Origin of the sequence: Hyphomicrobium sp. (genome assembly GCF_019753045.1) — a bacterium.
In the GTDB taxonomy this organism is placed as follows: Bacteria; Pseudomonadota; Alphaproteobacteria; order Rhizobiales; family Hyphomicrobiaceae; genus Hyphomicrobium_B.
This window is the reverse complement of the sequence record NZ_JAIELN010000002.1, coordinates 105,002-123,113: the sequence shown is the minus strand read 5'-3', so window position 1 is coordinate 123,113 and position 18,112 is coordinate 105,002. Positions and strand designations below refer to the sequence as shown.

At 61.0% G+C, this 18,112-nt stretch carries 14 protein-coding genes; 5 read left to right on the top strand and 9 right to left on the bottom strand.

All coding sequences use genetic code 11. The annotated features are described in order from the left end of the window. Nucleotides 1–278 precede the first annotated feature (278 nt). Nucleotides 279–1,208 (top strand): 4-hydroxy-3-methylbut-2-enyl diphosphate reductase, encoded by a 930-nt coding sequence (gene ispH, locus K2Q04_RS01090; RefSeq protein WP_291158060.1) that lies wholly within the window; start codon nucleotides 279–281, stop codon nucleotides 1,206–1,208. Nucleotides 1,209–1,254: 46 nt separating this feature from the next. Further along, nucleotides 1,255–2,403, top strand: a complete 1,149-nt coding sequence (hpnH, locus tag K2Q04_RS01085) for an adenosyl-hopene transferase HpnH (RefSeq protein ID WP_291158058.1) — start codon at nucleotides 1,255–1,257, stop codon at nucleotides 2,401–2,403. Here the strand turns inward: hpnH and K2Q04_RS01080 are convergent. The 9 genes from K2Q04_RS01080 to K2Q04_RS01040 form a co-directional block, all read right to left on the bottom strand. Continuing rightward, nucleotides 2,347–3,027, bottom strand: a complete 681-nt coding sequence (locus tag K2Q04_RS01080) for a phosphorylase (RefSeq protein WP_291158055.1) — start codon at nucleotides 3,025–3,027, stop codon at nucleotides 2,347–2,349. The two genes, hpnH and K2Q04_RS01080, sit on opposite strands and share 57 nt — an antisense overlap. Nucleotides 3,028–3,074: 47 nt before the next feature. Continuing rightward, the gene (shc, locus tag K2Q04_RS01075) at nucleotides 3,075–5,075 is read right to left on the bottom strand and encodes a squalene--hopene cyclase (protein ID WP_291158054.1); all 2,001 of its coding nucleotides are present in this window, start codon (nucleotides 5,073–5,075) and stop codon (nucleotides 3,075–3,077) included. Between the two features lie 30 nt (nucleotides 5,076–5,105). After that, nucleotides 5,106–6,359 carry a hydroxysqualene dehydroxylase HpnE gene (hpnE, locus tag K2Q04_RS01070; protein WP_291158052.1) on the bottom strand — a complete coding sequence of 418 codons (1,254 nt, stop codon included), beginning with the start codon at nucleotides 6,357–6,359 and terminating at the stop codon, nucleotides 5,106–5,108. After that, nucleotides 6,360–7,202 carry a presqualene diphosphate synthase HpnD gene (hpnD, locus tag K2Q04_RS01065; RefSeq protein WP_291158050.1) on the bottom strand — a complete coding sequence of 281 codons (843 nt, stop codon included), beginning with the start codon at nucleotides 7,200–7,202 and terminating at the stop codon, nucleotides 6,360–6,362. It abuts the gene before it with no gap. After that, complete coding sequence (gene hpnC, locus K2Q04_RS01060) at nucleotides 7,192–8,082, bottom strand: squalene synthase HpnC (protein WP_291158048.1); 891 nt, start codon at nucleotides 8,080–8,082, stop codon at nucleotides 7,192–7,194. Before hpnC ends, hpnD begins: the two co-directional genes overlap by 11 nt. Continuing rightward, nucleotides 8,079–9,239, bottom strand: coding sequence for a glycosyltransferase (locus K2Q04_RS01055; protein ID WP_291158047.1), 1,161 nt, complete (start codon nucleotides 9,237–9,239; stop codon nucleotides 8,079–8,081). Before K2Q04_RS01055 ends, hpnC begins: the two co-directional genes overlap by 4 nt. Further along, the gene (hpnA, locus tag K2Q04_RS01050) at nucleotides 9,236–10,237 is read right to left on the bottom strand and encodes a hopanoid-associated sugar epimerase (RefSeq protein WP_291158046.1); all 1,002 of its coding nucleotides are present in this window, start codon (nucleotides 10,235–10,237) and stop codon (nucleotides 9,236–9,238) included. Before hpnA ends, K2Q04_RS01055 begins: the two co-directional genes overlap by 4 nt. A gap of 33 nt (nucleotides 10,238–10,270) precedes the next feature. Beyond that, complete coding sequence (locus K2Q04_RS01045; RefSeq protein WP_291158044.1) at nucleotides 10,271–11,596, bottom strand: PQQ-dependent sugar dehydrogenase; 1,326 nt, start codon at nucleotides 11,594–11,596, stop codon at nucleotides 10,271–10,273. A 133-nt stretch (nucleotides 11,597–11,729) separates the two neighbouring features. Next, a complete protein-coding gene (locus K2Q04_RS01040; RefSeq protein ID WP_291158043.1) occupies nucleotides 11,730–12,329 on the bottom strand; it encodes a TetR/AcrR family transcriptional regulator in 600 nt (199 codons plus the stop codon). 494 nt (nucleotides 12,330–12,823) lie between these two features. Between K2Q04_RS01040 and K2Q04_RS01035 the strand changes: the two genes are divergently transcribed. From K2Q04_RS01035 to K2Q04_RS01025, 3 genes are read left to right on the top strand one after another with little or no spacing between them, the layout of a single operon-like run. After that, nucleotides 12,824–14,032: an efflux RND transporter periplasmic adaptor subunit gene (locus K2Q04_RS01035; RefSeq protein WP_291158041.1), complete on the top strand. Its 1,209-nt coding sequence runs from the start codon at nucleotides 12,824–12,826 to the stop codon at nucleotides 14,030–14,032. Nucleotides 14,033–14,067: 35 nt separating this feature from the next. Further along, nucleotides 14,068–17,283: an efflux RND transporter permease subunit gene (locus K2Q04_RS01030; protein WP_291158040.1), complete on the top strand. Its 3,216-nt coding sequence runs from the start codon at nucleotides 14,068–14,070 to the stop codon at nucleotides 17,281–17,283. Between the two features lie 51 nt (nucleotides 17,284–17,334). After that, nucleotides 17,335–18,084 carry a glucose 1-dehydrogenase gene (locus K2Q04_RS01025; protein ID WP_291158038.1) on the top strand — a complete coding sequence of 250 codons (750 nt, stop codon included), beginning with the start codon at nucleotides 17,335–17,337 and terminating at the stop codon, nucleotides 18,082–18,084. The last annotated feature ends 28 nt before the right edge of the window (nucleotides 18,085–18,112 follow it).

The following is an 18,112-nucleotide window of genomic DNA, read 5'->3' as shown; positions in this document are numbered from 1 at the left end:
TACCCCGGGGGGAGGGATCGTTTCTCTCAACAGGCACCTACGATGTCGAACCTGTCGAGCGCATGAACAGATGACATCTTTCAGTGTGTTGCTTTTGAGACACGACACTTCAACAGCATGAACGGCGCGACGTTGCCTCGGCTGCCTATCGATTGAACTAGCGCATAAAGTCGTGGACGACCATGACCGACACGGCGAACGTCATTAACGGGATGCGTTGATCCATTAGGTCTTTGAGGGCGCGGGATATTGCGCATTCGCAGAACGGGGGTTTCTGCATGAAGGTGATTTTGGCGCAGCCCCGGGGTTTTTGCGCAGGCGTGGTTCGAGCAATCGACATCGTCGAACGCTCGCTCGCGCAGCGTAGCGGACCTGTGTATGTGCGCCACGAAATCGTTCACAACCGTCATGTCGTCAACGATCTCAAAGCCAAGGGCGCCCGCTTCGTCGAAGATCTCGCCGAGGTGCCGAATGGCGCGCTCACGATTTTCAGCGCTCACGGCGTGTCGCATGCCGTCGAAGCCGACGCGCATACGCGCCGCCTCACCGTCGTCGACGCGACCTGCCCTCTCGTGTCCAAGGTTCACAAGCAAGGCCAGCGGTATTTATCGCTCGGCCGGACCGTGATTCTGATCGGACATGCGGGCCACCCAGAAATCGAAGGTACGCTCGGGCGCATTTCCGGGCCCGTTTACCTTGTCGAAAATCGCGATGACGTGGCGAAACTCGATATTCCGGACGACACGCCCGTCGCCTACATCACCCAGACGACATTGAGCGTGGATGACACCCGGGCGACTATCGAGGCGGTGAAAGAACGTTTCACCGACGTAATTGGGCCGGAAACACGCGACATCTGTTACGCGACGCAAAACCGGCAAACGGCCGTTCGCGACCTCTGCCGCCTCGTCGAGGTTCTTCTGGTCGTTGGCGCGAGCAATAGCTCGAACTCGAACAGACTGCGTGAAATCGGCGCCGAATGCGGAATACCAAGCTATCTCGTCGCAGACGGGAGCGAGGTCGACCCGGCATGGCTTGCCGGAGTAAACCTAGTTGGCGTAACAGCAGGGGCTTCGGCGCCTGATGTGCTTGTCGAAGACGTCATCGCCGCCATCGGAAGGGTCTCACCGATCGAGATCGAAATCCTCGATGGCGTCGAAGAGAAAATTACATTCCGCCTGCCGCCTGAATTGCTCGAGGCATCATGATCGGGAATAATGCAGGTTCGAGCGCCGCAAGAAGGAGCCCTGTCGGGTGGGAATTCCATTAAACCAAGCTTTGTCGGTAGGTGCCTACGTCATCGGACAGCACCTCAGAGGGCGCAAACGCTATCCGCTCGTGCTGATGCTCGAGCCGCTCTTCCGCTGCAATCTCGCCTGCGCGGGCTGCGGAAAGATCGACTATCCCGACAAGATCCTCAACCAGCGCATCTCGGTCGCTGATGCGCTGCATTCGATGGACGAATGCGGAGCGCCGGTCGTCGTGCTCGCAGGCGGCGAGCCGCTGCTCCACAAGGAGCTGCCGGAGATCGTCGAAGGCGCGCTCAAGAAGGGCAAGTTCGTCACCGTCTGCACGAACGCGCTGCTGCTCGAGAAGAAAATCCATCTCTACAAGCCGCACAAGAATTTCAACTGGTCGATCCATCTCGACGGCGACAAGGAGATGCACGACAGGTCGGTTTGCCAGAAGGGCGTGTACGATCGCGCTGTTGAGGCGATCAAGGTTGCGAAGGCGAAGGGATTCCGGGTCAACATCAACACGACCTTGTTCAGCGACGCAAAGGCCGAGCAGGTCGCGAAGTTCCTCGATGAAATGAAGAAGCTCGACATCGGCGGCGTAACCATTTCGCCGGGCTATGCCTACGAGCGCGCGCCAGATCAGCAGCACTTCCTCAATCGCACAAAGACGAAGCAGCTCTTTCGCGATATTTTCAAGCTCGGAAAGGGCGGCCGCGCATGGCCGTTCTTCCAGTCGGCTCTGTTCCTCGATTTCCTCGCGGGCAACCAGACCTACCAGTGCACGCCGTGGGGCAATCCCACGCGCACCGTGTTCGGCTGGCAGAAGCCCTGCTATCTCCTCGGCGAAGGTTATACGAAGACCTTCAAGGAGCTGATGGAAAGCACCGACTGGGACAAGTACGGCACCGGCAATTACGAGAAGTGCGCGGATTGCATGGTGCACTCGGGCTTCGAAGCGACAGCCGTCATGGATGCCGTGAAGAAGCCTTGGAAGATCGCGGCCGTCGCGCTTAGAGGCGTCAAAACCGACGGTCCGATGGCGCCTGAGATCCCGCTCGACAAGCAGCGTCCGGCCGAGTTCGTGTTCTCACGGCACGTCGAGAACAAGCTAGCGGAGATCAGCGAAGCCGAGGCCCGGGCCAAGAAGCCGGTGGCAGCGGAATAATCCGCGCATCGCCCGGCGCGTTGCATTGGCGGTCAGCAGCAGGCTCGGAAGCTGACCCGGCCGAACCATCAACGACTTGAGGACGGCGGCAATGTCCGGCGTCCCATCGGGCTTCAGGCCGTTGACGGCCGCCGGCGGAAGCCGTTGCTTCGATGTATCGGCGATCACCCTGAGAACCGCGAACGGCAATTGATGCTCGGCGGCCAGACGCGCAACGATGTGGCTTTCCATATCGGCCGCGAAGGCGCCGGTCGCCATGTAGAGTTTCTGCTTATCGCCCGGTTCGGAGATGACCGCTTTGGCGCCGACGATTGCCCCGGACTCGGCGTTCGGCACCGCTTCGAAGAGACGATCGCTCCAGCGTTCGTCCGCCATGTAGGGCGTCCCGCCGCTGACGACGGACGTGCCGACGACTATCGTTCCGGACGCGAGGCCAGGCCTCAGGCCTCCGGCAATCCCGAAGCTGATGAGGCCGCGGATGCCGCCATTGGCGATGGACCGCTCGATCAGCGATGCGAGGCGCTGCTCATCGCCGCCACCGGCCAAAGCTTTCACGAACCCGGATCGTTGCGCGACCCGTGCTTCAGCTCTCAGCCCCGTTGCTGCGACTACGACCCCCCTCATCCCCTCACATCGTCCCCCGGATTATCCCCTCAACTTATCCTATCTTCTCACATTCCGACCATAACTGATCGGGTATTTGAGGCTTTTAGATTGCGATAGCGCGCCAAAGCCCACATCGGGAAGAATTTCGGGTACCCGTGGTAGCGAAGATAGAAGACGCGTGGAAAGCCGGTCGCTGTGAAGCGCTTCTCGGCCCAGAAACCGTCCGTTCCTTGCGTCGCGGCGAGGTAGGCGATGCCCTTCTGGACAGAGGGATTGTCGACCTCACCGGCCGCCATCAGCGCCAACAGCGCCCATGACGTTTGCGAGGCGGTGCTCGGTGCCGGGGTATAGCCCTTGTAATCGAGGCTATAGCTTTCGCCGTCCTCGCCCCAGCCGCCGTCGCTGTTCTGGATTGAAAGCAGCCAAGCGACAGCCTTGCGGACGACGCTCGATGCCGGGTCGACGCCCGCGGCGTTGAGAGCGCACAACACCGACCACGTACCGTAGATGTAATTCATTCCCCAGCGGCCGTACCAGCTGCCGTCTTTCTCCTGCGTCCGTTCGAGATAGGCGACCGCGTTATCGAGAACATAGCTTTGACCACGGCGCTCGCCGAGTTGTGCCAACATTGAAATGCAGCGCGCGGCGACGTCGGCAGTCGGCGGGTCGAGCAACGCGCCATGATCGGAAAACGGAATCTGATTGAGGTATTCGTAGTTGTTGTCGGCGTCGAAGGCGCCCCAGCCGCCGTTCTTGCTCTGCATGCCAACGATCCACTCGCGGCCACGCGAAATAGACTCGCGATAGGCTTCCGCGTTTGGCAACACGCGGCCCTGAGCGCGATCCATCGCCATCACGACCACGGCCGTGTCGTCGGTATCGGGATAGTGGGGATTTGCGTACTGGAACGCCCAGCCGCCTGGACGAATGCCCGGACGGCTCGCCGCCCAATCGCCGACGGTGTCGAGCACCTGCAACGGCTTCAGCCATTCGAGTGCGCGCGTGGCTGCCGCTTCGGCCTGCAGGTCGCCGACTTCCATAAGTGCATGCGTCGAAAGCGCGGTATCCCAGACTGGCGACAGGCATGGCTGACAGTAGGCCTCGTCATCCTTGACGATCAGCAGCTTTTCGATCGAGCCGCGCGCGGTGCGGTAGTTGGGATGATCGCGGGAATATCCGAGCGCATCATAGACCAGCAGCGAGTTGACCATCGCGGGGAAGATCGCGCCCAAGCCATCTTCGCCATTCAGCCGCTCGTCGACGAACGCGACAGCCTTGTCGATGGAGCGCTTGCGTAGCGACTTTGGAAAATACGGCTCGAAGAACCGCAGCACGCGATCTATTGCGCCGAATATTTCCGACCACGGCGATTTTTGATGCGGGCCTTTCGGCCAGACTTTGACGTCCTCCGGCGGGATCGTGAAAAGCTCGGGGATCCCGACGCCTTTCGGGTTCCGTGCCCTTGGCTTCAAAGCGTTCAGCACCGTCAGCGGCACCACCACGGTGCGGGCCCAGTAGGAGATCTTGTCGAGGTGGAACGGGAACCATCGCGGCAACACCATGATCTCGACGGGCATCACCGGAACGCCGGTCCAAGGTATGGCGCCGAACAGCGCGAGCAGGTTGCGCGTGAATACGTTGGCGTGTGAGGCGCCGCCTTGCGAGAGAATCCAACCGCGCGCCTTCTTCATGTACGGCTCTTCGGTGCCGACACCGATCATCTTCAGCGCGTAATAGGCTTTGACGCTCGCGCTGATATTCGACGCGCCGTCATGAAAAAGCGGCCAGCCGCCGTTCTCGGACTGGATGCGGCGGAGATAGTTGGCGATCTTGGCTTCGAGAGCGGCGTCCACCGGCTCGGCAAGATAGTGGCGCATCAGAACGTATTCTGCGGGGATCGTCGCGTCCGCCTCGAGTTCGAAAACGAAATGACCGTCGTCCCGCTGCAGCGCCAGCAGCGCCTTTTTGGCGGAGGTGATCGCGTTTTCGATGTCGGGCGTCGCAATTTCGCGCATCGCGCTATCGGATGGCAGGCGAGCGGAATGCGTCGCAGAGTCGAAATTCATAGATGCTCTCCCAGAAGTTCGAGCGTCCTATCAGAAGTGCGCCGAGGCCGCCAGTTTGGCGGCCGCTTCCCCCGACCTTATCGCGCCTTCAATCGTGGCCGGAAGTCCGGTGTCTGTCCAATCACCCGCGAGAAGCACGTTTTTCCAACGTGTTTGCGCTTTCGGCCGCAGGGCGTTCTGTCCCGGTGTTGCGGCGAAAGTCGCGCGCCGTTCCTTCACGATCTGCCAGCGCGGAAGTTCCGCTTCCAGGCGCGCAATTTTCGCAACCTCAGCCCAGATCTGGCGTGCAAGAGGTTCTCTCTCGGCCTCATTGTAGCGATCTGCGGCGCTGACGGTGACGGACAGCCGGTTCTCAAATGCGAACAACCATTCCGTCGTCGCGTTGACGACGCCGGTGATCTTCGGAATTCCTGCCGGCGGCGCGACGGCAAAATGAGCATTCAATATCGAACGGTATTCGGTCGGCGCGACCAAATCCTGTATCAGGGTGCGCGCTACCCAGCCGGGCACGGCGAGGATGACATCGTCGGTGCTCTTCAGTTCGACGGCGCCGTCCGCGAACTGCAGCGTGCGCGCACGCCCGTCCGAGAATTCAATCGCCCGCAACGGATGGTCAAACCGGACTTCGGCCCCGCGCTTCCCGAGAAACTGAAGGGCAGGATCGACCAGAGCCGGTCCCAGTCCGTTGGCTGCGAACAACGGGCGGCAGGCTTTGCCACCTCGCCCGAGGGTTTCGCGAATGATCGTGCCGGCGAGCTTTGCCGAGCCTTCGGACGGATCGCAGTTCAGAGCCGCGACCAACACCGGATTCATGAGACGAGCGAAGACCAACGATCCGGTATCCACTCGCTGGGCGATCGTATCAGTGGCCTTTGCATGGAGCAGACTTCCAAGGCCAACGTAATCGAGGGCGTGCGTGCCGGGTACGCGACGGCCTTTCGAAAAAATCCACCACGGCAGCGGCCCGTCGTTCGGCCTCAGCGTCCATCGCTCCCCGGACGTGAAATCGCAAAATGCGAACTCGGCGTGCTGCGGGTCGTCGAGCAGATGCCTGCCGCCGATCGTATTCAGATAGCCAAGCGCGCTCGCGTTGCCCGATAGGAGCAGATGATTGCCATTATCGATCGTCAGTCCGAGTGCTGACTCGAAATACGAGCGGCAGCGTCCGCCGGCGTGGCGTGCAAGCTCGTGGACGACGACCTTGCGTCCCCGTCCGACAAGCGTGACCGCCGCCGAAAGACCGGCAAGACCGGCCCCGACAATGTGAACAGTGCCGTCGCTCATTTAAAAAATGCCGTCACGCAGAACCGCCCAGAGGACGGTGCGCTTCGAACGGCGCACATCGACGCGCGGCGCGTCCCATCCTCTTGCGATCAGCTTCTCGAGAATGCCCCGATAGACCGTTGCCATCATGCGTGGCGATCTCACGGTTCGCCGCGATGAGCGCGCCATGATGGCTTCCGACCTGTCGTAATATTTCCGCGCCTTCTCGGCGACGCCGCGGCACACGCGATCGAGACGCGGATCGACGAGAATATCGGCGATCGAAAGGTCTCCGAGGCCGCACTCGCGCAAAGCTTCCTTAGGGAGATAAAGGCGGCCCATGCTCGCGTCTTCATCGATGTCGCGCAGGATGTTCGTCAGCTGGAGTGCGCGGCCAAGGTTATGGGAAAGCTCAATGCCCGGCGTTTCCTCCATGCCGAAAATCCGCACCGACAATCTGCCGACTGCGGAGGCGGCGCGGTCGCAATAGAGATCGAGAACCTTCCATTCAGGCGCGCGAAGGTCACGGACGATATCCATCTCCATGCCGTCGATGACGGCGATGAAGTCTTCCTTCAGAAGACCGTATTGCGCAATCGGCCCTGCGAGATCGCGCGTGCGCGATGTCCGGTTGCCCGTTGCGTAGAGCTGTTCGATGTCTTCGCGATATTGCACGAGGTCAGCGAGGCGCACTTCGCTCGACCCGCCGTTATCGGCGACGTCGTCGACGGCCCTGCAGAACGCATAGACGTGGTACATCGCCTCGCGCTGCGCGCGCGGCAGAACGCGCATCGCCGCGTAAAACGAGCTGCTAGCCGCGGCCGGCGCTTCTTCTGCAACCAGGGTATCGACTTCAGCGCTCATGCGGCATCATCCTTGACGACTTCGTAAACGCCGAGCGTGTGAAGGCGCGACCCGCAACAGTGGCGGCAGCCGTGCGTGCAGCAATCACGGCGGCGTATGGTTTTGAAAGGTGGACGGACTCCGAGAGCGGATCGCGCGTCTTCAGGAGCCCGATCAGCTTGCGCGCGAGCGCGACGATGACCGACGTTTCGACCGCAAGGCGCAAGTCCGTGACGCTCGACGGCAATAGCGCCGCTTCTGGAAGCATCGTCTCGGTCTTTGCGGCCAACGACTGCAGGCAAGCCCGCAGCTCCGGAGACGCCTTCGGCTCGCCGAGATCCCGAACGCCGAGCCCGCGGGCAGAAAGATCGTCGAGCGGAATGTAGACCCGATCGATCTTGCGATAGTCCTTACCGCAATCCTGGAGATGATTGATTATCTGCAAGGCCGTGCACAATGCATCCGAGTGCTGCCATGTGGACTTCGGTTCGCCGTGGACATCGAGGACGAACCGGCCGACCGGCATTGCCGAGTAGCGGCAATAGTCGAGAAGCTCGTCCCACGTGCCGTACCGGTTCTTCGTGACATCCTGGCGAAAGGCTTTGAGAAGATCGAGAGCGTGTTGCGCGCTGAGGTTTCGCAGGCGCATCTGCTCGCGAAGCGCGAGGGCGTCAACCACGGCATCTGACCGGCCAAGCAGCGTCGCTTCGAGCGCATCGAGGATCGAAAGTTTCGATTGAGCGTCGAGGGTCGGATGATCGGCTGCATCATCTGCCGCCCGGGCAAAACGATAGAATGCGAGGATCGGCGCGCGGTGACGCGAGGCAATGACACGGGACGCGACAGGAAAGTTCTCGTCACGCTCGGACTTGCCGGATTTGTACTTTCCGTCGACCGTCATTGCCTTCCTACTTCGGCCTGAACCCGGCCCTTCCAAAGACCTCCACGACCGCGCATATGCTGATACGCCGAATCTAGCGTGAAACCCACATAGGCCGTCGCGATAACTGGTAGCGCAAGGCCCCAAAGTGGAGAACGGTTGTAAAAGCGCAACGTCGGTTGAAAGGCGATAACCATCAACGCGTATGTTGCGGCTCCGATCACGTTCGCCGGATAGTTCGAAAACACGGCAAATGCGAGCGGCGCCAAGTAAATAAGGCCCATCCCAACGACTGTTCCGAGCAGTAGCACGGGCGAATAGTGCAGTTGGGCATACGCCGATCGCGCAACCATCCGGCGAATATCGTCAAACGCAGGATAAACGCGAAGACTGGTCACTCCGTTTGAAAGTCCGAGCCAAATCGGGCCCTGCTTTTTCAACAGTTTTCCGAGAGCACAATCGTCGATGAGCGCGCCGCGGATGGCGGCGATGCCGCCAGCGCGTTCCAGCGCCGCCCGTTCGACCAACATGCAGCCGCCCGCCGCCGCCGCGGTCGACGCCGTTTTGCTGTTCACCCAACGAAACGGATAGAGCATCTGAAAGAAGAAAATGAAGGCCGGGACCAGTGCTCGCTCGGCCCAGCTTTCGCATTTGAGCTTGGCCATCACCGATGTCGTTGCGCGGCCGTTCGCGTGCGAACTCGTCACCAGCGATGTCAGCATTTCCGGCGCGTAGCCGATGTCGGCGTCCGTCAGGAGGAGATAATCGGGAGCCTTCGATGACGTTGCCGCGGCTATCCCCTGATGCATTGCCCACACCTTGCCCGTCCACGCAGCGGGAAGCGGTGCGCCGTCGATAATGGTTACTTCCCTCGTCGAGCTCGCAGCGATCTTGCGCGCAATTTCGGCGGTGCCGTCGGTGCTTTGGTCATCGACAAGCACGATCGAGAATTCGCCGGGATAGTCCTGAGCGACCAGCGATGTGAGCGACAAGGGAAGCATATCGGCTTCGTTGCGCGCTGGAATTACGGCCGTCACGCGCGGCCAAGTGCCGGGGGCCGGAAATTTTCCGCGCTCGAACTCCTCCCGCTCGCTGGTGAGCCAAAACCCGCCGTTGAGAACCAGCAGGTAAATCCACGCAACAAGGCCGATCGCGGCGATGAGATCGACCGCGGTCACTTCAGATACCCCGCGTCGCGAAACCAGCGATACGCTTCCGCCAGGGCGTCACTGGCGGGACGCGCCCTGTAACCAAGCTCGCGCTCGGCTTTGGCCGACGAAAAAAACATTTTGTATTTGGCCATGCGCAGGCCGTCGACGGTCGCGAAGGGCTCGCGTCCCGTGATGCGGGCCATGGCTTCCGCGCCATAGGCAATGGGGTAGATCAGTTGGCGCGGGAGTTTGATCGACGGCGGCCTTCGGCCTGCCAGACGCGCGATCTCGGCAAGCATTTCTCCGAGCGTCATGTCCTGTCCCCCCAGAATATAACGCTCACCAATTCGCCCGCGCTTCAAGGCAGCAACGTGGCCGTTCGCGACGTCATCGACATGTACGAGATTTAGGCCCGTCTCGACGTAGGCGGGCATTCGGCCCGACGCCGCCTCGACGACGATGCGTCCGGTCGGCGTTGGCCGGACGTCGCGCGGACCGATCGGTGTCGAAGGGTTAACGATGACGGCCGGCAATGCCTGTTCCGCGATCATCCGTTCGACCAGCCGCTCGGCGAGAACCTTGCTCTTCTTGTAGGCGCCGATCGCATGCGCTTCATCGAGCGGCATGGTCTCATCCGAAGGCGAGCCGTCGCCGGTTAGTCTCAACGTCGCGACGCTGGACGTGTAAACGACGCGTTCAGCGCCTGCCTTTAGCGCGGCCGCCATGACGGCACGCGTGCCGTTCGTATTGGTTGCGATGATCTCTTGCGGGTCCGGGGCCCAGAGGCGGTAGTCCGCCGCGACGTGAAAAACGTAACGCGCGCCGTTTACCGCCTTGTCCAGGAGGCTGGCGTCCCGAATGTCGCCTTCAACGATTTCGAGGTCGAGCCCTGAGAGGTTCGCGCGATTGCTGGTCCGGCGAACGAGCGCGCGGACCGACAATCCTTCCTCGATGAGGCGACGCGCGACCGCCGTGCCCACGAAGCCCGAGGCGCCGGTTAGAAATGCGATGTCTTTTGCCGCCAATATGCTCGCGCCCCCGCTACGTCGAACGTCACGTCAGCCTTTGAAGATAATCCGCCAGATACGGCCGGCAGCATCGTCGGCAACGTAAAGCGCGCCGTCGGGTCCGACTGCAAGTCCTGTCGGCCGATGCTCGACCCCTTTCGGGTCTCCGTCACGAAATCCATCAGCAAAGATTGTGTAAGGGCCCGATGCTTTGCCGGCCTCAAGGGGCTGAAACACGATATTGTAGCCTTCCTGCGGGCCCTCGGAGCGGTTCCAGGAACCGTGAAACGCGATGAAAGCGCCGCCGCGATAGGTTTCCGGAAACGCCGCCGCTTTGTAGATCTTGAGATCGTTCGGCGCCCAATGACCGGGAAATGCCGCGACGGGGGGAAGCTTTTCGGCGCAGCGGCCTACGGCCTTGCCACCGTCGCCGCCGTACTCGGGCGCAAGAACGTTTTTCTGCTGAATACCGTCGTAATAGCAGTAGGGCCAGCCGTAGTCGCCGCCTTCTTGAAGCTCGACCAGGACTTCAGCTGGCTGATCCGCACCTTGTTTCGCGGAATACAGCTTCGGCCAGTTCTCGTAGAGCTGATCGCGGCCGTGTTGGGTCGCGAAGATCCGGCCGGAATCGTCGAAGTCGATGCCTTCGGCGTTGCGAAGTCCGGTCGCGTACCGCGCTGCAGGTGAGAAGACCTGTCCCGTTTTGTTTGCGTCGAAGCGCCAGATTCCGGCGTGCGTTTTCAGTTCTTCGCAGGGATCGATGCCCGGCGATGCTTCCGCACGATTGTCCTGCTGGCAGGAATTCGTTGCCGAGCCGAGATCGACGAAGAGGTTGCCTTTCGGATCGATCGAGAATGGCCGGGATTTATGGTCCCCGTTGGCCGGGATATCGGACACGACCGTTTCGGGATTGCCCTTGGGTGCAATGTCGCCTGGCGCAAGCTCATAGCGAACGATTTTGTCGCCCAGGTCTACGAAGAGGCCGTTTTTATAGATGGCGATGCCGGTTCCGCCGCCGTCCGCCGGTCCGAACCGTTCGATGATGTCGGCGTTGCCGTCGCCGTTGCTGTCTTTCAAGGCGAGTAGTGGGCCGCCAGGCGACGGTTTGCGGTTGCGATTGTTGACATAAACGGTGCCGTCGGACGCGACGGCCATGTGACGCGGCGCGCCGACGTGGTCCGCAAAAATCGTGGCGCAGAAGCCCTTCGGCAAAGTGAGGCCCGCATTGCCGTCGCAGGACTTCGCATCGGCTGCGTGCGCGCGACTTCCGATCGGCAGATGCATGAGGGCGAAGACAGCGAACGGGAGGACGAGGGCTTTCGCAGTCAAGCCGCTGCCTAGTTTCCTGACGACGCCAGTGCTTTGCAAGTTAGCCACCGAGGAACTCTGCACAATGTAATCTCCACCAGATGATCGCGAGACACGGGAACGACTTGAGCATGCTCGGGTTCCGAGCGTTTGCGACGCCTGCTACAGGACCGCACGCATGCGGACAACCCCGTGCCGCGGATTAGCTCTCCGCGGCCGCCAGACCTCTAAGCGCCATGTCGGCGACAGCGTGGAGATCGGCGCGCGATGCTCCGCCGGCCGCTTGCACGGACATGCCCTGCATTACGGTCATGACGTAGCGCGCGAGACTTTCCGGCTCGGACTTACGCCCGAGATCACCCTCAGCCTTAGCGCGTTCGAAACGCAAGCGAAGCTCCTGTTCTACCCGCGCCCGGCGCTGGCAGAGTTCCTGCTTGATCGATTCAGCAGCGTCGCCGCACGAGAGCGCGCCCTGCACTGCAAGGCAACCCGGTGGGTTTGCCGGGTCAGTCAAACAGTCTGCCGAGGATTTCAACAGGCGCTCGACCACGGCTTTCGCGGTCGGCTCGGCGAGCGCCTCGCGATAAACGGCGCCCGGACCCTTTTCGGCGTAGCGGTCGAGAGCCTGACGAAAGAGCTCCTCCTTGTTACCGAACGCCGCATAGAGGCTGGGACGGTTAATGCCCATCGCCTCCGTCAAATCGGAAAGCGACGTTCCCTCGTAACCCCGCTCCCAAAACACATGGAGGGCCTTGTCGAGCACTTGCTCCTTACAGAATTCACGTGGGCGGCCTTTTTGCACCGCTTCTCTCCTAATGTTCGTTTTTTCTGTCTTACACCTATACATTTTCATACTCATCGATACAGATAGCAGTTGACAGCCCCGATGGCCACCCTATATCGGTACCGTTCAGTACATATATAGGGAAGCTGCGCATGATGAAAAGCTCCTTCAGTAGCGCGACTGCGGTCCTCAAGGGATTTGCGGGATGGGTTTCGAGCCGAACCTCCGATGATACGGCCGACGAGCGTCATGTTCCGTTTGTTGTATCTGCTTGTGGGTACCAATCGCGGCGCGAAGGAGACACTGCGGAAAATCCCGGTCAGTTCGACACATTGCGCGACCGGTGGCCGCCAGGGCTCAGTCTCGACAACTTCTCCTAACGACGAGTAGCGCGGCCGGTGCCGCCCAAAGGCTCGCCGCTCTCCCACTTTCGCGACACGACCGACACTCCCCGCCGGCGACATCGCTGGCGAAACGACGCGCGTCAGGCGCGAACATCCGAGGGGTTGACCATGAGTTTTCACGCACCATCCCAGTCTTCAAGAGGTTTGCTGGCTTCGGCAGCAATCGCGGCACTACTTGTGACGGCGCACGCTGGCGTGGCCCTTGCCCAGGAGCATCCGGCGGTACCCGTCTCAGTCGCGACCGTCGAGCCGCAAGAGGTCGATACCTGGGACGAGTTCTCCGGCCGGCTCGAAGCGATCGAGCGTGTCGACCTTCGTCCTCGTGTTGCGGGCCAGATCGTCGGCATCCATTTCCGCGAAGGCGCGCTGGTGAAAGCGGGCGACTCGCTGGTGACGATCGACCCGGCGCCCTACGCTGCCGAAGTCGAACGTTTGGAAGGCCTCGTCGGTGCGGCGCAGGCTCAGGTCGTATTCACGAAGGCGGACGTCGCTCGCGCGCGCCAGATCATCGGCAACGCGCTTTCGGAACGAGAGCTCGATACCCGCGCAAACGCTTATGACGCGGCGGTCTCCAACCTGAAGAGCGCGCAGGCCGCACTTCAAACCGCCAAGCTCAATCTCGGGTGGACTGAAGTTCGTGCGCCGGTCTCGGGGCGTGTGGGCCGGCACGAGATCACCGTCGGCAATCTCGTCGAAGGCGGCTCCAGCGCACCGGTGCTGACGACGATTGTATCGGTCAATCCCATTTACGCGAGCTTCAATGCGGACGAAAACGTCGTTTCCCGCGCATTGGCCACGCTTTCGCCTGAAGCCAACGCAACGGCTCGGCTCGAGCAAATCCCCGTGTCGATGTCGACCGCTGCGAATGAGGGCCCGTGGCGGCGCGGCACGCTCCAGCTGATCGACAACAAGGTCGACGAGGCGAGCGGCACAGTGCGGCTTCGCGCGACCTTCGAAAACACCGACGGGCTTCTCATCGCGGGGCAATTCGTCCGCGTGCGGATGGCAAAGCCGCGTACGGCTCCGATCATTGCGATCTCCGAACGCGCCATCGGCACCGATCAGGACAAAAAGTACGTGGTCGTCGTCGGCAAGGACAACAAGTCCGCCTATCGCGAGGTCAAACTCGGCGCGATGGCCGACGATCTGCGCATCATCACGAGCGGCCTTGCGGCTGGCGACCGCATCATCGTCGCCGGTCTGCAGCATGTGAGGCCAGGCGACCAAGTCACGCCGGAACCGGTCGCGATGAATGGGCGTCCGCTGCCGGAGGAACATGCCGCCGCCGACAAGCCGTCGCCCGCCACGCCGCAATAGACATTCACGCGAGAAGCCAACAGGGCGAGCCGCACATGAACATCTCGAAATTCTTCATCGATCGTCCGATTTTCGCGGGCGTGCTCTCCACCCTGATTTTCCTGGGCGGCCTGTTGGCGTTGCCCGCGATGCCGATTTCGGAATACCCGGAAGTCGTGCCGCCGCAAGTCGTCGTGCGCGCGAACTACCCGGGTGCCAACCCGAAAGTCATCGCCGAAACGGTTGCAACGCCGATCGAGGAGCAGATCAACGGCGTCGAAGGCATGCTCTACATGAGCAGCCAGGCGACGACCGATGGTTTGATGACGCTCACCGTCACGTTCCGGCTCGGCACCGATCCGGACAAGGCCCAGCAGCTCGTTCAAAATCGCGTCTCTCAGGCCGAGCCGCGTTTGCCCGAAGATGTGCGCGCGCTCGGCATCACGACGGTCAAAAGTTCGCCCGACCTGACGATGGTCGTGCACTTGCTATCGCCGAACGACCGCTATGACATGACGTACCTGCGCAATTACGCGGTGATCAACGTCAAGGACCGGCTTGCGCGCATCAACGGTGTCGGCGACGTGCAGATCTTCGGATCAGGCGACTATTCGATGCGAGTCTGGGTCGATCCGGCAAAGGCGGCGGAACTCGGACTTTCGGCAAACGACATCGTCAACGCAGTTCGCGCTGAAAACGTGCAGGCCGCCGTCGGCGTTGTCGGATCATCTCCCTCACTTCCGAATCTCGATTTCCAGCTGTCGGTCAACGCGCAAGGCCGCCTCGCGAGCGAAGAAGAATTCGGCGACATCGTCGTCAAGGCCGGCGCGAACAATCAGGTCACGCGCTTGCGCGATGTCGCGCGCATCGAACTCGGCGCGGCCGACTATTCGCTGCGTTCGCTGCTCAACAACAAGCAGGCCGTCGCGATCCCGATCTTCCAGGCTCCCGGGTCGAACGCGATTGAGATCTCAGACAACGTCCGCGCGACGATGGCAGAACTCAAGCAGTACATGCCCGAAGGCGTCGATTACAGCATCGTCTACGACCCGACGCAGTTCGTGCGTGCTTCGATCGAGGCGGTCATTCACACGCTTCTCGAAGCCGTGGCGCTGGTCGTGCTCGTCGTTATTGTCTTCCTGCAAACGTGGCGCGCGTCGATCATTCCGCTGATTGCGGTTCCCGTTTCGATCATCGGCACGTTCGCGGTGATGCATGTCTTCGGATTCTCAATCAACGCGCTGACGCTGTTCGGACTCGTGCTCGCGATCGGCATCGTGGTCGACGACGCGATCGTCGTCGTCGAAAACGTCGAGCGCAACATCGAGAACGGCTTGCATCCGCGCGAGGCAACGATTCAAGCCATGCGCGAAGTTTCCGGTCCGATCATCGCCATCGCGCTCGTTCTGGTCGCGGTCTTCGTTCCCCTCGCGCTCATCACCGGACTGACGGGCCAGTTCTACAAGCAGTTCGCGCTGACGATCGCGATTTCGACCGTGATATCGGCGATCAACTCGCTGACGCTGTCACCCGCGCTCGCCGCAGTTCTGTTGAAAGGTCATGACGCGCCGAAGGATTGGCTGACGCGGGGTATGGACTTTGCGTTCGGCTGGTTCTTCCGCGGCTTCAACCGCGCGTTCACCAGGGGTTCGAACGCCTACAGCGGCGGCGTCAAACGCATCCTATCGCACAAGGCAGCGGCGTTTCTCATTTATCTGGTTCTGATCGGAGCGGCCGGCGCGATGTTCAAGGCTGTTCCCGGCGGCTTCGTGCCCGGCCAAGACAAGCAATATCTTGTCGGTTTTGCGCAGCTTCCGGACGGCGCCACGCTCGACCGCACCGAAGAGGTCATTCGGCAAATGGGCGACATCATGCTCAAGACGCCTGGTGTCGAGAACGCCGTGCAGTTTCCGGGCTTGTCGATCAACGGTTTCACCAACAGCTCCAATTCCGGAATCGTCTTCGCCGGTTTGAAGTCGTTTGAAGACCGTCGCTCGCCGGATCTCAGCGGTCCAGCGATCGCGATGAACCTCAATCGGCAATTCGCGGGCATCAAGGACGCATTCATCGTGATGTTTCCACCGCCGCCCGTCCAGGGTCTCGGCACGATCGGCGGCTTCAAACTGCAGGTCGAGGATCGGGCCGGTCTTGGCTATGACGCCTTGAGCGATGCAATGAACTCATTCACGGGCGCACTCAGCAAGGCGCCCGAGCTTGCCGGTGTTTTCACCTCATATCAGGTGAACGTGCCGCAGCTTTTCGCTGCGATCGACCGGACGAAGGCACGTCAGCTCGGTGTCGCGGTGACCGACGTTTTCGCGACGATGCAAATCTATCTCGGTTCGCTCTACGTCAACGACTTCAATAAATTCGGCCGGACGTACTCTGTCCGCGTTCAGGCCGATGCGAAGTATCGTGCGCGTCCCGAGGATATCGGACAGTTGAAGGTTCGGTCCAACACCGGCGCCATGATCCAGCTTTCGGCGCTGCTCAACGTGAAGCAGGTCTCGGGGCCCGAGCGCGCCATGCGCTACAACGGCTTCCTGACCGCCGACGTCAACGGCGGCGCAGCGCCCGGATACTCGTCCGGACAAGCAAAGGCAGCGGTTGAACGCATAGCAGCGCAAGTCTTGCCGAAGGGCATAGGCTTCGAATGGACCGAGTTAACGTACCAGGAGATCCTTGCGGGCAATTCCGGCGTTTGGGTATTCCCGCTGTCGATCTTCCTCGTGTTCCTCGTGCTCGCAGCGCAGTACGAAAGTCTCGTTCTCCCGCTCTCGATCATCATGATCGTGCCGATGGGCCTGCTCGCCGCCATTACGGGCGTGTATCTCTCGCATGGCGACAACAACGTCTTCACACAGATCGGTTTGATCGTTCTTGTCGGGTTGTCTGCAAAGAATGCCATTCTGATCGTCGAGTTTGCGCGCGAGCTTGAACTCGCGGGCCGTAATCCGGTGCAGGCGGCAATCGAAGCGAGCCGGTTGCGTCTCCGGCCGATCCTGATGACGTCGATGGCGTTCATCATGGGTGTCGTTCCCCTCGTCACGTCGATCGGCGCCGGCGCCGAGATGCGGCAAGCCATGGGCATCGCCGTTTTCTCGGGAATGATCGGCGTCACGCTATTCGGCATTTTCCTGACGCCGGTCTTCTACGTGATCTTGCGAAAACTCAGCGGCAACAAACCTCTCAAGCATACTGGCGAAATCATCGCGCCAGTCGCAACGACGGCCGGATCACATAGCCACTTGGCACCAACAGCCGCGGAATAACACGACCGAAACTTGGCGCTTCCCCCCGAAGTCCAAATATGGAGAGAAAGAATGTCTGATCTCAAAGGAAAAGTTGCAATCGTGACCGGCGCCTCAAAAGGCATTGGAGCCGAAATCTCACGAGCCCTCGCGGCAGCAGGCGCAGCCGTCGCGGTGAACTATGCGTCGAGCAAGGAAGGGGCTGAAAAAGTCGTCGCGGATATCAAGAGCAAAGGTGGCAAGGCGATTGCCGTCAAGGGCGACGTCGCAAAAGCACAGGACGTCGAAGCCATTTTTGCCGAAACCAAAAAGGCCTTCGGCTCGATCGACATTCTCGTCAACAACGCCGGCGTCTATGCGTTTCAGCCGCTCGAAGCCGTGACCGACAGCGAGTTCCATCGCCAGTTCAACATAAACGTTCTCGGCACGATCCTGGCCGCACGGGAAGCCGCAAAGCATTTCGGACCTGAAGGGGGCAGCATCATCAATGTCAGTTCTGTCGTCAGCCTCGCTGCGTTTCCGAACACCGTGCTCTACTCGGCGACCAAGGGTGCCGTCGATGCCGTGACTCGGGTGCTCGCGGCAGAGCTTGGGCCGAAGAAAATTCGCGTGAATACAATTGCTCCGGGTCTCGTCGAAACCGAGGGCGTTCATACAATGGGAGTTCTCGGAACCGACTTCGAGACGCACGCGGTTCAGCAAACGCCACTGGGACGCGTCGGCCAACCGGATGACATCGCGAAGGTCGTCGTATTTCTCGCATCCGACGCGTCCGGCTGGATTACCGGCGATAGACTGACGGCTTCCGGCGGAGCCCGTTGACAACGATAGCAGACGCTGCGATGCGTGC